Origin of the sequence: Dyadobacter sandarakinus (assembly GCF_016894445.1) — a bacterium.
GTDB classification, from domain to species: domain Bacteria; phylum Bacteroidota; class Bacteroidia; order Cytophagales; family Spirosomataceae; genus Dyadobacter; species Dyadobacter sandarakinus.
In genome coordinates this window covers 3,358,359-3,372,490 of record NZ_CP056775.1, presented here as the reverse complement: position 1 = coordinate 3,372,490, position 14,132 = coordinate 3,358,359, and the positions used below count along the sequence as shown (strand labels likewise).

General features: G+C 49.4%; 13 protein-coding genes. 6 read left to right on the top strand and 7 right to left on the bottom strand.

Translation table 11 applies throughout. The annotated features are described in order from the left end of the window. Window positions 1–16: 16 nt before the first annotated feature. On the bottom strand, window positions 17–247 hold the full coding sequence (locus HWI92_RS13610; protein WP_204655973.1) for a hypothetical protein: 231 nt from the start codon (window positions 245–247) through the stop codon (window positions 17–19). Window positions 248–364: 117 nt separating this feature from the next. Here HWI92_RS13610 and HWI92_RS13605 point away from each other — a divergent pair, with 117 nt between their 5' ends. After that, on the top strand, window positions 365–1,399 hold the full coding sequence (locus HWI92_RS13605; RefSeq protein WP_310589472.1) for a hypothetical protein: 1,035 nt from the start codon (window positions 365–367) through the stop codon (window positions 1,397–1,399). A 70-nt stretch (window positions 1,400–1,469) separates the two neighbouring features. Further along, window positions 1,470–2,456 carry a ComEA family DNA-binding protein gene (locus tag HWI92_RS13600; protein ID WP_229247924.1) on the top strand — a complete coding sequence of 329 codons (987 nt, stop codon included), beginning with the start codon at window positions 1,470–1,472 and terminating at the stop codon, window positions 2,454–2,456. Between the two features lie 3 nt (window positions 2,457–2,459). On the opposite strand, the gene HWI92_RS13595 is transcribed toward HWI92_RS13600, so the two are convergent. Continuing rightward, window positions 2,460–3,230: an LOG family protein gene (locus tag HWI92_RS13595; protein ID WP_204655969.1), complete on the bottom strand. Its 771-nt coding sequence runs from the start codon at window positions 3,228–3,230 to the stop codon at window positions 2,460–2,462. A 127-nt stretch (window positions 3,231–3,357) separates the two neighbouring features. On the opposite strand from HWI92_RS13595, the gene rpiB reads away from it, so the two are divergent. Next, window positions 3,358–3,789 carry a ribose 5-phosphate isomerase B gene (gene rpiB / locus HWI92_RS13590; RefSeq protein ID WP_204655967.1) on the top strand — a complete coding sequence of 144 codons (432 nt, stop codon included), beginning with the start codon at window positions 3,358–3,360 and terminating at the stop codon, window positions 3,787–3,789. Here the strand turns inward: rpiB and HWI92_RS13585 are convergent. Beyond that, the gene (locus HWI92_RS13585) at window positions 3,786–5,198 is read right to left on the bottom strand and encodes a hypothetical protein (RefSeq protein WP_204655965.1); all 1,413 of its coding nucleotides are present in this window, start codon (window positions 5,196–5,198) and stop codon (window positions 3,786–3,788) included. The two genes, rpiB and HWI92_RS13585, sit on opposite strands and share 4 nt — an antisense overlap. 203 nt (window positions 5,199–5,401) lie before the next feature. Between HWI92_RS13585 and rbfA the strand changes: the two genes are divergently transcribed. The 3 genes from rbfA (at window position 5,402) to HWI92_RS13570 (ending at window position 9,691) form a co-directional block, all read left to right on the top strand. Beyond that, entirely contained in the window at window positions 5,402–5,785 is a 384-nt protein-coding gene (gene rbfA / locus HWI92_RS13580) for a 30S ribosome-binding factor RbfA (protein ID WP_204655962.1), read from the top strand. A gap of 17 nt (window positions 5,786–5,802) precedes the next feature. Then, on the top strand, window positions 5,803–7,029 hold the full coding sequence (locus tag HWI92_RS13575) for an FtsX-like permease family protein (protein WP_204655960.1): 1,227 nt from the start codon (window positions 5,803–5,805) through the stop codon (window positions 7,027–7,029). 76 nt (window positions 7,030–7,105) lie between these two features. Next, complete coding sequence (locus HWI92_RS13570; protein ID WP_204655959.1) at window positions 7,106–9,691, top strand: M1 family aminopeptidase; 2,586 nt, start codon at window positions 7,106–7,108, stop codon at window positions 9,689–9,691. A 6-nt stretch (window positions 9,692–9,697) separates the two neighbouring features. Here the strand turns inward: HWI92_RS13570 and HWI92_RS13565 are convergent, their stop codons facing one another. From HWI92_RS13565 to HWI92_RS13550, 4 genes are all read right to left on the bottom strand, one after another. Next, window positions 9,698–10,786, bottom strand: a complete 1,089-nt coding sequence (locus HWI92_RS13565; protein WP_204655957.1) for a substrate-binding domain-containing protein — start codon at window positions 10,784–10,786, stop codon at window positions 9,698–9,700. A 442-nt stretch (window positions 10,787–11,228) separates the two neighbouring features. After that, window positions 11,229–12,275, bottom strand: a complete 1,047-nt coding sequence (locus tag HWI92_RS13560) for a ferredoxin--NADP reductase (RefSeq protein WP_204655955.1) — start codon at window positions 12,273–12,275, stop codon at window positions 11,229–11,231. Then, complete coding sequence (locus tag HWI92_RS13555) at window positions 12,245–13,399, bottom strand: hypothetical protein (RefSeq protein ID WP_229247922.1); 1,155 nt, start codon at window positions 13,397–13,399, stop codon at window positions 12,245–12,247. Before HWI92_RS13555 ends, HWI92_RS13560 begins: the two co-directional genes overlap by 31 nt. A gap of 76 nt (window positions 13,400–13,475) precedes the next feature. Beyond that, window positions 13,476–14,072, bottom strand: coding sequence for a NifU family protein (locus HWI92_RS13550; protein WP_204655953.1), 597 nt, complete (start codon window positions 14,070–14,072; stop codon window positions 13,476–13,478). Window positions 14,073–14,132: the final 60 nt, after the last annotated feature.

The following is a 14,132-nucleotide window of genomic DNA, read 5'->3' as shown; positions in this document are numbered from 1 at the left end:
TGTTTTTCCTGAACGATTACAGGTTCAGGATATTCTTCGCTTCTTTTTCGGAGTAAAAGGGTCCGAGCTCGGCCTCGTCAATGATTTCCTGCACCTGCTCCTCTGTGGCAGGCGTCAGTTCTTCCGACGGAGTATGCGCTTCGTCATCCGCGAGCACGATCCAGCCTTTTTTTTGCAAGCCCCGCAAAATTGCAGTGACCATTTCTTCATCTGATTCTTTGACAGCCTTTACGTGGAAGCTTTTCATTGCAGTAAGTTCATCATGTTTATAACAAGTAAAGTAAAAAATCGTACCTGCTGCGGTGCAACCTGCATGCTGCTTTTCTCATCCTTATTGTAAACTAATCTGTTAACCAATATGAAAATGAACCGGCTACTACTGATTATGCTGACCTTGTTTGCTTTGTCCGGCCAGGCACAGCAAAATAATGACAAGCCCTATCTTACCAGAAAATTCCCGGCTGAGGGCATTACCGAGCTGGCTGTGGAAACATCCGGAGGATCCATTACGGTGACAGGCGGCGGCAGCAGCTTTGAAGTTGCCATGTATGTGAAGCCCAATAATAACTGGAATGGCAAGCAGGAACTCAGCAGTGAGGAAATTGAGGACCGGCTCAAAGATTTTGAAATCAAAATAGTAGCCGAAGGCGGCCGGGTTGTGGCAACTGCCAGACGTAAGCAGGAAGTGAAGTGGGATAATAAAAGAAATGTCTCCATCGGCTTTGTGGTAACAGCCCCCAGGAATACGGCTACTTTCCTGAAAACCAGTGGCGGCAGTATACAAATTGCCTCCCTGACCGGCGAGCAGAACTTTGCTACCAGTGGAGGAAGCTTGAAAATCAACGATCTGAAAGGCAAGGTACAGGGCAAGACATCGGGAGGAAGCATTGATGCCTCGCATTGTTCCGACGAGATTGTACTGCATACCAGCGGTGGCAGCATCAAGGCTGAAACGATGAAGGGTAAAATTGAGCTTGAAACCTCCGGCGGCAGCATTACCCTGCATGATCTCAATGGAGAAATCGAGGCGCATACGAGCGGTGGCAGCATCAAAGGCGACCAGATTGCCGGCAGCCTGAACACCGGAACTTCCGGGGGATCCATCAGGCTGGCAGGCGTTTCGGGCAGCCTGAAAGCATCCACCAGCGCGGGCAGCATTGAAGCCGAACTTACTGCATTGGGCAGCTATGTTAACCTGGCTTCCTCTGCCGGCAGTGTACGGGTAACCATGCCCCTGGACAAAGGGGCTGACCTCGACCTGCGGGGCAACCGGGTTTCAATCCCGCTGAAGAATTTTGACGGTGAGGCCGAAAAGGACCGCGTACGCGGAAAAATCAATGGAGGCGGTATCCCGGTGACACTGACTGCCAGCAGCGGAAGTGTATATGTGAATCAGTAAAATGTTGAGTATAAATTGGTTCCGGAGCGGGATATTCCTGTTCCGGAATTTTTTTGTGACCTGATCCTCCATGAAGCGTCAAAAGCAGGTACCGATATCATATCGTATGTGGAAAAATACGCTTCATGTTTTACAGGATTTCTTCGGGCTTTCTCGAAAAGAAGCCAGAGGTGCCATGGTTTTGATGATCCTATGCTTTCTGATCCTGTGGTCTCCGTTTGTATTCCGAAGGTGGGTACTGCCGGCTTTTCCGGTGCAACCCTCAGCAGCAGAGTTCAGGATGCTCGATAGTATAGCCCGGGCTCTTGCAACCAGAAGTACCGTCCCCGGTTCAAAGTCGGGCGCGTATGTTGCCGGAGATCTGGCGCCTCCCCGGAAGCTTTTTGCTTTTGACCCCAATAAGGCAAGTCCTGAACAACTTACCGCATTGGGCATACCGCCCTTTCTGGTAAAACGAATGGATCGTTTCAGGCAAAAAGGCGGGCATTTTTACAGGAAAGAACAGCTTTTGAAAATTTATGACTTTCCGCCAGACTTGTATAAAAGACTGGAAAGCTACATTACGCTCAGCCCGGTTCAGAAAACGGATGCGCCGGCATCACCATTTCACAAAACCTCAGAAACGGGAAGACGTGCAACATGGCAGGAACGGAAGGTACCTGCTGCATTTGACATCAACACGGCTGACACCACCCGGCTGACACGTTTGAAAGGAATCGGCAGCAAGCTCTCTGCGCGTATTGTCAAGTTCCGCGATGCGCTGGGCGGCTTTCATTCCGTAGCCCAGTTCAGGGAAATATACGGGCTCGATTCAGCTGTGGTGCAGGAGCTGGTACGTTTTGGTAAAATTGAAACCCCGGTGAAGCTGCTCAACATCAATACTGCGACAGTAGAGCAACTTGCGGCACATCCCTACCTGCGGAACCGTAGACTCGCGGGTATCATCGTCAGCTACCGAACACAGCACGGACCGTTCCAGCATGCGGCTGACCTGGCCAAGGTAAAAGTACTTGACCAGGAAACGCTGCGGAAAATGGAGCCGTACCTCACCTTCTGAGGATCAGAAGTTGGGTTTGAGCAGGTATTTTGAATAAAAGTTATCGATTACTTTCACAGCCTCATCGGGAGTGTCCACCACGCTGATGAGTTTGAGGTCTTCGGCATTGATGTTGTGCTCTGTCAGCATGGTACCTTTGATCCAGTCGAGCAGCCCCGACCAGTAGGCACTGCCGACGAGTACAATCGGGAAGCGACCGATCTTTTTGGTCTGAATAAGCGTCATGGCTTCAAAGAGCTCATCGAGGGTGCCAAAGCCACCCGGCATGACCACAAAGCCCTGGGAATATTTGACAAACATCACCTTGCGAACAAAGAAGAAGTCGAAGTTGATGCTCTTATCATGATCGATATAAATATTGCTATGCTGCTCAAAAGGAAGCTTGATGTTTAGACCGACGGATTTGCCGCCCTGCTCAAAAGCTCCTTTGTTACCGGCTTCCATAATACCCGGTCCTCCGCCTGTAATAACACCGTACCCATGCCTCACCAGCTTGGCGGCGATTTCTTCGGCAGTTTTATAATGCGGATTATCGGGCAGGGTACGTGCCGAGCCAAACAGAGAAACACAGGGGCCAATTTTAGCCAGCTTGTCAAAACCTTCGACAAATTCAGCCATTACTTTAAATATGACCCACGAATCGGCACTTTTGATCTCATTCCAGTTACGGTCTTCAAATGCTTCCTTGATTCTTTTTTCATCTTCCGGGACCGCAGGGTTGAGGAGGGACACGTCCACCAGTTGTCCATTGGTTGGTTTTACTTCTTCACTCATATTCGGGTATGCAATTAGTTGTTGAATCAGATAATAGTAACTTTGCCGCTACTGATAATTTAAACACAATCCAGCCGGTTTTCCCGGTAACCCAGGGAAAGAGGCGGGCACTATTAACATTAAAGTGATGAGAAAAATTGCAATCGGTGCAGACCACGCGGGATTTCCCTACAAGGAGCCTATTATCCACTGGCTCAGCACAAATGGTTTTGAAGTAAAAGACTTTGGTACTTACAGCGCCGACTCGGCAGATTATGCCGATTTCGCCCATCCGGTGGCTGCTGCAGTAGAGAGTGGTGAATTTGAAAAAGGAGTGTTGCTTTGCGGAAGCGGGCAGGGAGTGTGCATTACGGCCAACAAGCATCAGGGAATCCGGGCTGCGCTGGTATGGGACCTGCCGCTGGCTTCGCTTGCGCGCCAGCATAACGATGCGAATGTGATCTGTATTCCGGTCCGGTTTGTGGAGCTGGAGACTGCATTGGCTAGCCTGCAGGCTTTTCTGGCTACCGAATTTGAAGGCGGCCGGCACCAGACGCGCGTCAACAAAATTGCCTGCTAGTCTTTGCGCTGGTAAATGCCCTTCCAGTAGCTCTGCTCATACCTTTGCTTCAATGCCGGAACGCGACTCAGCAGTTTCGGCATAATATTAACCTTGTCGATCACATACTCAGGCGGGTCTTTCCTAAAATTGTCATACACGTGAATGACGCTGTCGAAATTATCGAGGTTTTGCAGGTCATAGCTGGCAAGCTCCCAGTTCAGGTACGGTGTTGCGGTAAAGTTGTTCATATATTCTCCCGAATGCTGCCCCAGCACCAGGATGCGCTTACCGCGGATTTCATCGGGCAGGCTGGCTGGCTTTGCCCTTAGATTTTCCAGTTTCCCCATGGATACGCCCGGCAGCAATCCCCGCAGTCCCTGGTACTGGATGAGGATGATCAGTGCTCCCATCAATGTAAATTGCAGCTCGTCCGCAATGCTGTTCCTTTTAAAGCTCTGGAAGTAATGCGTAGCAAAAAATGCAGCAGGCGGTATGAAGATCACGAACTGCATGGGCGCCAGAAACTGCATCAGCGGGATCGTAAAAATGGCCGCGATTGACCAGAGCGCCATCACCTGCTGGATTCTTGTCTGATAGTTGACGAAACGTAAGGTTGTAAAAATCCGCATGAAGCCCATGATCCCGAAGCCGAGAGGCAGCAGCAGGGATGCGAGCAGGGAAGAAAAATCATTCAGATTGTACTGCTTCACCTGAAAGACAGACGTGAGCAGGTTCCGGTTGAGACTTTCGATCCCATTGTTCATGTAAAAAAACAGAACAACCATCAAAAGCGGGAAAACCGAGCCGAACAGGCCCAGCAAATGGTCCCTGACGGTAGAGCCTGTATAAAAGATCAGCGCCAGAAATGCCCATACCATAAACACCGAAGCCGGCAGGTAAAACAGGGTAGCAATCCCGATGTACAGTCCCATTTCAAACACATGCGAGGTTACTTCGCGGCGCACGAGTATTTTGACAATGGATCCGAAGGCAAACAACAGGAAAGTATTGGCCAGCAGCATGGGCGATAAGGTACCCAGGTCAAAGGAGATATTCAGAAACAATGCGTACAATGCACCCGGTACAAAGGTGCGCTCGGGAAAAACCTCCCTGGAATGGATCACATAGTTGAAGTACAGGATCTGGATCAGTGAAACCAACAGTGCAGCAAGCTGGTAAACCCAGGGGGAGCGCCCGAAGAGCGAGTCGATCAGCCAGTAGGTAAGCCCTGAGAACGGACTCACGTTATCCCATATATCCCGGTAAAGGGTGAAGCCGCGTCCCATTTGTTCACCTACCAGCATCCAGCTCAGTTCAGGTATCAGCATCGGCACGTCGCCCATGAAAAAAGGCAGGCGGAGCAGGAGAAAAAGTACTGCAAGACTGATGGTCTGATACCGTGCATTGACACGAAAAAAACTTAGCAAGAAGCAGGCAGATTTGAAATTTGGACGGAATAACTTTCACGAAATTACAACTCCAAATTCTACAAAAACAAAATAAGTATGGATATTTGTACTTATCCGAAGGAGGGAGAAGTTTTAGTAAATGTTGTTTTACATGCACCTAACTTTCAGTATAAACCCCCGGAACCAGGTCTGGTGAATAACCTCCGGCAAACGATCAAAATATGGAATCGAAAAGACAACAGAAAGTAGGAAGGCAGATCCAAAAAGATCTGGGTGAGATTTTCCAGAAAGATCTTCAGCATTTGACCAACGGTACTTTTGTAACGATTACGGCAGTCCGCGTATCTCCTGATCTCAGCATTGCCAGGACATACCTCAGTTTCCTGCCCGACAAGAACAAGCAGTTTTTGCTGGAAACAATCCAGGATAATACCCGTTCCATACGCCAGAAGCTCGGGGAGCGCGTGCGTCACCAGCTGCGCATTGTTCCGCACCTGCAATTTTACATTGATGATACAGCCGAGTACGCTGCCAAAATGGATCTGCTTTTCTCTGATCTTGTCATTCCGCCGGCCCAGCCCGACGAAGAGGAGGAGTCGAACTGATTGCCGGCCGCCCTATCATGAATCTTTCGTCCAGGATCGCGATCCGTTATTTTTTTTCACGTAACAAAAGAAGCTTCATCAGCCTCATTGCGCGCATCGCCATGGCGGGTGTGGCTGTGGGGACCATGGCGATGGTCGTGGTACTTTCGGTTTTCAATGGAATGGAGGATCTCAACCGCAAGATCTTCAAAACCTTTGATGCCGATGTGAAGGTGCTGCCGCGGGAGGGAAAAAGGTTTGAGGTAAATAGTGCGCTGATCAGCAAAGTGAAGGCGGTACACGGCGTGAAGCTCGTTACGGAGGTGGTCGAGGACAATGCACTGGCCAGGTATGGAAACCAGCAGATTATCGTTCGCCTGAAAGGGGTTGACAGTACTTTTGAACACCAGGGCCAGCTGGATACGGCGATCATTGAAGGCTCACTCCGGCTTCACGGGCCCAATGGTACACCTTACGCCATCATTGCCGACGGCATCCGCAATGCACTTTCCATTTCAATCGAAGATATTATTACTCCCCTGGAATTACTTTATCCGCGTACCGGCTCCAAAACGCTCAATATTACTTCGGCGGAGGCATTTAACCAGTTGCTGCTGCGGCCAGGCGGGTTTTTCTATATCGAAACACGCTACGATGATTATGTCATTGCGCCGGTGGAGCTGGTGGCTTCCCTGATGCAGTATGGTACACAGCGGTCGGCACTGGAGATACGTGTGGCGCCTGACGTTACAGGCGAAGACGTGAGTGCCGGTCTGAGCAGTGCCCTTGGTGCAGAATTTGTCGTAAAAGACCGTGATTCGCTGAATGCAGATCTGTTGAGGGCGATCAGGATGGAAAAACTTTTTGTGGCGGTCACTCTCTCGTTCATTATTTTAGTAGCTGCGATCAACATCTTTTTTTCCCTCAGTATGCTTGCCATAGAGAAGAAAGGAGATGTTGCCATGCTTTATGCACTGGGTGCAACGCCGGGGCTCATCCGTATGATTTTTCTTTCCGAAGGCGCCATCGTGGCGTTCTCGGGAGCGGTCACCGGACTGGCTGGCGGGGTGCTGCTATGTTGGCTGCAGGCCAGGTACGGAATGGTTTCTATGGGCATGGCAACGTCGCTCGTGGATGCTTACCCGGTTAAATTAGAATGGCGGGACATACTCGGCACGGGTATTATTGTCGTTATCATAACCATTATTGTGTCCTACATCCCGGCACGACGGGCTGCAAAAGCCGGACAGGTGCTGAGCGTGTAAGCTTTTTTCAACAGAAATAAAGATTTCAAAAAGCATCAAATTGACTTACTTTCCCGCAATCAACCCCGAAGCAAATATGATCCCCGGACGATCTATAAGCCGGTTTTTGTACCTACTTGCATCCATACTGCTCGCGTTTCAAACTTATTCCGTTGCTGCCCGCCCGATTCTGGCTGATACGCTTTACCGCCGTAATCCGGGTACTGTAACACCTCAGGGACCATACCGTCCTGAAAAGACAAAAAAGAGTGAGATCCTGTACACACGCCTCGACGTACAGTTTGACTGGGTCAAGCAGCAGGTACCCGCCTCGGCTTTGTTAATGTTCAAACCCCATTTTTATCCTCAGAACACCCTTGAACTGGACGCAAAAGGCTTCGACATCAAGGCAGTAAGCCTGATGGAGGCAGATAGTACTTATGGTGACCTGGCACCGGGAGAGCTCAGTGCAAAGGTGAAAGGCAAACTGGAATATAGTTACGACAAGCGGAAGCTGGTGATCAGGCTTGGGAAGACGTACACGCGCAAGGATACACTTTTTATAAAAATCGACTACACGGCCCGGCCCAATGACGTGCCCCGCGGAAAGACCGATGACAGCGCTACGGACAAAGGTTTGTACTTCATCAATGCCGACGGAATGGAGGAAGGAAAGCCACGGCAGATATGGACGCAGGGGGAGACGGAAGGCAGCTCGTGCTGGTTCCCGACCATAGACGCTACCAATCAGAAATTCACGCAGGATATTTACATCACTGTTGACAGCAGCCTCACTACTTTGTCAAACGGAATACTGGTATCGCAGGAAAATGTAAAGAAAGGTCAGCGTACCGATCACTGGAAACAATCCCTGCCGCATGCTCCTTACCTGACGATGATGGCCGTGGGAGAATTTGCCGTAGAAAAGGATTTAATGCCTAATGGCTTAGAGGTAAGCTACTATGTAGAGCCAAAGTACGGGAAGGATGCACAGGCCATTTTTGGCCGTACGCCTGAAATGATCGGGTTTTTCTCCAATATTTTTGGTGTAGCGTATCCGTGGGAAAAGTACGCACAAATTGCCGTGCGCGACTTTGTGGCAGGAGCAATGGAAAATACCACGGCGACGGTCCATGAGGAGGGTGTGCAAAACGACACCCGCTCGCTGGTAGATGGTAACTCTGACGCCGTGATCGCCCACGAGCTGGCGCACCACTGGTTTGGAGATTATGTAACCTGTGAGGAATGGGGCCAGCTGCCGCTCAATGAGTCTTTTGCAAACTACGCGGAGTACCTGTGGAGTGAATATAACAACGGACGTTACGAAGCAGACTGGGGGAATCTTCAGGAAATGAAAACATACCTTGCCGAGGCTGAAACGAAGCAGGTGCCCATGATCCGGTATTTTTATAAAGACCGGGAAAATATGTTTGACAGTCACTCGTATGCCAAAGGCGGCAGGATCCTGCATATGCTGCGCAACTACGTGGGTGACGAGGCTTACTTTGCTTCCCTCAAAGATTACCTGAAGAGTCATGCATTTGGTACCGCAGAGATCGATGATCTGAGGATGGCATTTGAGAAAGTGAGCGGTCAGGATCTTAACTGGTTTTTTGACCAGTGGTTTCACCGCCCCGGACACCCTGTAATCAATATCCGCCAGGAATATGCCGCTGCTCAGGGAAAAGTTTTGCTGAAGATCAGGCAGGCGCAGGATACCTTGGCCACTACCGTATACAGGCTGCCGGTGAAGGTGGATGTTTGGGTAGGAGGTAAGAAAAATCAATATGAAGTGTTGGTTGACAAAGTAAGCCAGACACTTGAATTTCCTGCTGCCAAAAAGCCGGATGTGGTCATTTTTGATGCGGAGGCACAGCTGCTGGGCGTGGTGGAACATGAAAAGCCACGAAATGAAATGCAGTTCCAGTACCTGCACGCAGATCGTTTTTTACATAAATATGAAGCACTTGCTTCGCTCGAAGGCGGCATGGCAGATACCACAGTCCGCAACATTCTTGTAAAAGCGATGACGGACCCGTTCTGGAAGTTCAGACAAATGGCGGTCAGTAACTTTGCCGAGTACGAGGGGGCCAATTTTGCGGAGATCGAGAAGGTAATCCAGGAAAGGGTGCGCAAGGACCCGCATCCGCAGGTTCGTTCCGAGGCGATTATCACGCTGGCAACATTCGGAGACAATAACAGTGACCCGGTGTTCAGGGAAGCATTGAGCGACAGTTCCTACCAGGTTGTGTCAGTGGCAATTGAAAAATACCTTATGAACCAGCCTTCCGATGCCAATGAAATTGCTGCAGAGTTTGAAGACTCGCCCAATGATGCCATTGTAACCTCGGTAGCCAACTACTATGCAGGCCTGGCGCAGCCTGAGCGGTTCGACTGGTTTTTACAGAAAATGAAACAGATGAAACCGACCGAGAAGTACAACTTTCTTCAGGTTTTCGGAAAATACCTCATCAAGTCCAAGCAGGATATACAACGCAAAAGCATTCCTGTGCTCGAAAATCTGGCCCGGGAAAACCCTTCTTACTTCGTGCGTTTTGGTGCATTCCAGGCGTTGGGGCTGCTGACGGACATCCAGGGAGTAACTGCTCTGCGTAAGGATATCCGGGCAAAGGAAACCGAGCCCAAGCTGAAAGAGATGTACAGCCAGTTTGGCGACTTGTAGGCAGCCTTAGGAAGCCTGCACCAGGTAGCCGCTCAGCTCAGGTTCGAGGTAATAATCCAGGTTTTCCTTTGTAATAATGTCAAGCGGCAGAAATTTGATGGGTTCCACTTCTTTCCGGAACACCAGGTGCCGCGCAAGCTGGTGAATACCCCAGTAACCTTGTCCGAGCGGATTTTGGTTGATCAAAAAATTAATCCTTTCCTTGGTCAGGTAATCAAGATTCGGTTTAATCAAGTCATACCCAACTACCTTCATGTCGTCCAATCCTTTTTTTTCAAGGTATGCGGCTACTTCGTAGGCTTTTGAGTTGGTGATATAAATGGCCTCCAGGTTAGGAATCTGATCGAAAATCTCATTCAGATGCGGATCAATGAGCCCTCCGTCGGGATAGTTGATCTCCCGGCTATGTACCCGGATCCCCTTTGTTTTTCCCCCCTGAAAGTAATCCCGGAATCCTTCCTCTTTGGTCATGAGGTGTGCAGAATTAGATATGTTCTCATTGATATGTGCCACCAGGATATCGGTCGGGCCTTGCAGGCCGAAGTCGAGGATTTTGGCAGCAACACACCCGCTCCGGTACGAATCCTGTCCAATGTAGCTGAGCGGGTTCACATGTTCAATCTGCGTGTTAAAAAGGACAAAAGGGATATTGGCCGCCGTCCACCGCTCAAAAAAAGGAAGTGTCTCTTTATAGAATATGGGTGCAATCAGCACGCCATCGGGATTTTCTCGCGTGGCTTCGTCGGCTTTGGCTATAAATGAATGCTCGTCGTGCGGATTGAAAATGTACTGCCCTACGGACACGCCGTATTTTCGAAGTTCAGCTTCCGCTTTTTCGAGCCCGCTCCGGGGAGCCTGCCAGTAGGGGTCCATGTGGTAATCTGGAATGAGGGCTGCAAAATGAAATTCCTTTTGCGATTTCAATGACTGGGCAATGAAGTTGGGCTCGTAGTCCATTTCCTTGATAATGCCCAGGATCCTGGCCCGTACGTCTTCCGCCACCCGCCCGCGGTTGTGCAGTACACGGTCTACGGTACCCTTGGACGTTTGGGCCTTTTCAGCTATATCCTTAATCCGGACGATCTTCTTTTTCACAATCAGTATAGGAGTTCAACAAGTCAGTTGCTATGGAAAAGCGTGTATTTTCCGTTCAAATACTCGCTGTATTTACGATAATATTCAAATTAACTTTATCATTAATTTGAGAAATTACTTGTGCGTGGCTAGATTTACGGCTCGCGCCAGCTTCTGCACATTGCAATTGTGCACGAACACGGTACATAAAAATACCTGCGTGCTCGTGCACTTTTCCGAATTTAATTAGGATAAGCCGATAATTAAGCTAATTTTGTCTTTATAGTTGGAAATAAAATTTAATTCTGGTTCCTGACTCTTAACCTTACATTCTTCCATTATTACCTATCCTAACCTTAAATAGGACCAGCATTAACCGGAACTTCTTTTTCTCACGAAATCAGATTCCTAAATCCAACCGGGCGTACGATCTTATAATCGTACGCTTTTTGTTTTAATGCGCCTATTGAAATACCACCCGTACGTCGTCACTATCGACATAGGTGCAGCAGGTTAGTATCCAGCCTTCGGCCAGCTCTTTATCTGTAAGTACTTCGTTGACGCTCATATGTACGGCACCGCGCGTGCAGATGGCTGCACAGGTTGAGCAGCGCCCACCTTTGCAGCTATACGGAAGTTTGATGTCAGCAGCGAGTGCCGCATCCAGTATCGTGGCATGTGCAGGAACCGGCAGGTTGTAGCTCCGTCCCGCAAATTGCAGCTCAATGGTGTGAGGGTAGGAGATAGGCGGCGGCAGGGGAATAGCGGGAATGATGAAGTTTTCTTTTCTGATCTGTTCTTTTGAGAAGCCCATAAAATGCAGCGTAATTTCTACCGAGCGCATCAGCTCGTAGGGACCACAGAGAAAAAACCGCGCTGCATGGTGAGGAAGATGCAAATGCCGGTTCACAAGCGTTTCAAGTCGGCTGTTGTTGATACGGCCCCTGATGCCTGTCCACTCGTCGGAAGGCTGGCTATGCACGTGAACAACACTCAGGCGGTCGGAATAGCGTTGTTCCCAATCCTGGATTGCCTCCCAGAAAAGCGTGTTGCGGACATTCCTGCTGGCATAGATCAGTGTGACCCGGCTGGCAGGTTCTGTAACAAGCGTCTGTTTTAAAAGTGAAAAAAGAGGAGTAATTCCACTGCCACCTCCAATCAGGAAAATTTCCCGCGCTTCCTGTACATGTTGTTCCAGGACAAACCGGCCGGCAGGCGGCAGCACGGTAAACAGGTCGCCTGTTTTGACAGTATCAATCCATAGCCGCGAGATTTCACCATTGGGTACTCTTTTGATGGTGATACTTGGGTTCCGGTCGGCAGCAGGTGCTGAGCTCATCGAGTACGACCGTCTCACCTCATGCCCATGCAGGCTGATCAGAAAAGTCAGAAACTGCCCGGCTTTATAAAGCAGGGTTTGTCCGTCTGTTCGCTCGAAAATGAAGGTTTTGGTTTCTGCATTTTCAACAATAATTTCCTTTACACGGACTTCAATGGTGGATTCAGACATGGTGTGTCAACTTTGGTAATATCAGGATTGTGGCTGTCCTGAGGTGTACTAAACGTGTTCCAAAGTGCTTCGTACTCGGCCAGCAGGGTCCAGCAATGCGCCTCACAAATCCAATGCATGTGAAACAGCGGCATGACTGAGAGGCGGTAGAGCAGTGGATGTTCATAAGCAGTGAGCAGGCCTGCTATAAAAAAGTAAAATCCCCTGAAATCGGCTGGCGTAAAGCTTTCCACGGGTATTCTGACCGTTGCCTCGCCAAGGCGCATCAGTGAAATGGAAAGAATTACCCTGTCCATCGGGCTTGTACTGGTATGAAGTATTTGTCTGGCACCGTCCACCAGCTGCGGCTTGATCCCTGTCAGCTCGGGCGGATCAAATGCCGCGATCAGGCGGGCAACGTGGTAAATAATCAGCGGAGTTCGCGGATACTGGTGCGCGCAGCGGAAGGGTACACTCCGGTAACGCCCGGTTTCTATCACTGACCGTATGTAGGCCAGACTATCATGATCATGCTGATTGAGTGGCAGCCGGTAATGCAGTATGCAGTACAGCATATTGCAAAGTACACTTGCATCAAATTCGGTGTACATGTTCTTTCCAAACCAGGTCGAGTAGGCGCGGAGCTGCTGGTATCCGGGAAAAGTGTTCCTGATTGGCCTGTTCGGTCCGTTTGCATGAAGTGCCAGTTTTTGTTTAAGCCAGGTAAGCTCATCCGGGTGGGGGTTCGTCGTCAGGTACACAAACGCAGTATCGTCTATATCGTCAGGAATGCGGAAATGATCAAAATGCCTGAAAATATGTCCGTTTGGAAAGTGCGCAGATGGCCGCGTTTTCCAGAAATTATAGGTTTTTAACCCATCCTTATTCCGGAAGTCCGGATAGTTCTGAATTACTTTTTTGCAAATGTCATCAATGCGGGAGGCAGTCTCTGCATCGGCTTGTGGACGGATGCGCTGCAATGTGAAGCAGATCACCGCCGAGTAAAAGACGGTCGTATCGGGCCGTCGGTAACCAATGCCTGTATTGATGCGGTAGGCTGGAAAGATACCTTCCGGGAAATACCGGTCTCCCTTGGATTGCAGTTTTTCGATCTGGTCAATAAAGGCAGGCAGCAGTTGATTCATTGTCCGAAACTAGCAAAAGGCTGTAAAAAAAGAAACCCTGCCGGTTGGGCAGGGTTCAGCAATAATATATTTCAGGTCAGACACCCTCTGCAACAACTTCCTTCACGTCAGGAACCATGCGCGTCAGCAGGTTTTCAATGCCTGCTTTGAGCGTTAGTGTGGAGGACGGGCAGCCGCTGCACGAACCTTGTAAAAGCACCTTTACAATACCCGATTGTTCGTCAAAAGAATGAAAATTGATCGCACCCCCGTCTGACTCCACGGCCGGGCGTACATACTGGTCGAGCGTAGCTTTGATCTTCTGCACCGTATCTGAATCGCGTGAGTCAACGATCAGCGTATTCTTGTCAATGGTTTTTTGTTCAAAAACAGGATGATTTTCTTCAAAATAGATTTTAATAAATTGCTTGGTATCCCTTAAAACCTCTTCCCAGGCAATTTGCTCATCTTTGGTAAGCGTAATGAAATTGCTGGCAATGAACACGCGCTTCACATGTGGAAACTGGAACAGGTCATAGGCCAGGGGCGAAGCACTGCCTTCCTGAAGGGCAGCTTCCCGGGAAGCGTAATCAAATGAAAGTCCGTCAGGTACGAGCTCGAAATTGAGCACGAACTTCATGGAATTAGGATTGGGACTAAGCTCTGTATATACAAAAACGGGTCGGCTAAGCATAAGTCAGTGTTGTTCTTGATTTGGGTAAATTAGATATGTCAGTAACAAGACGCAGCCTGT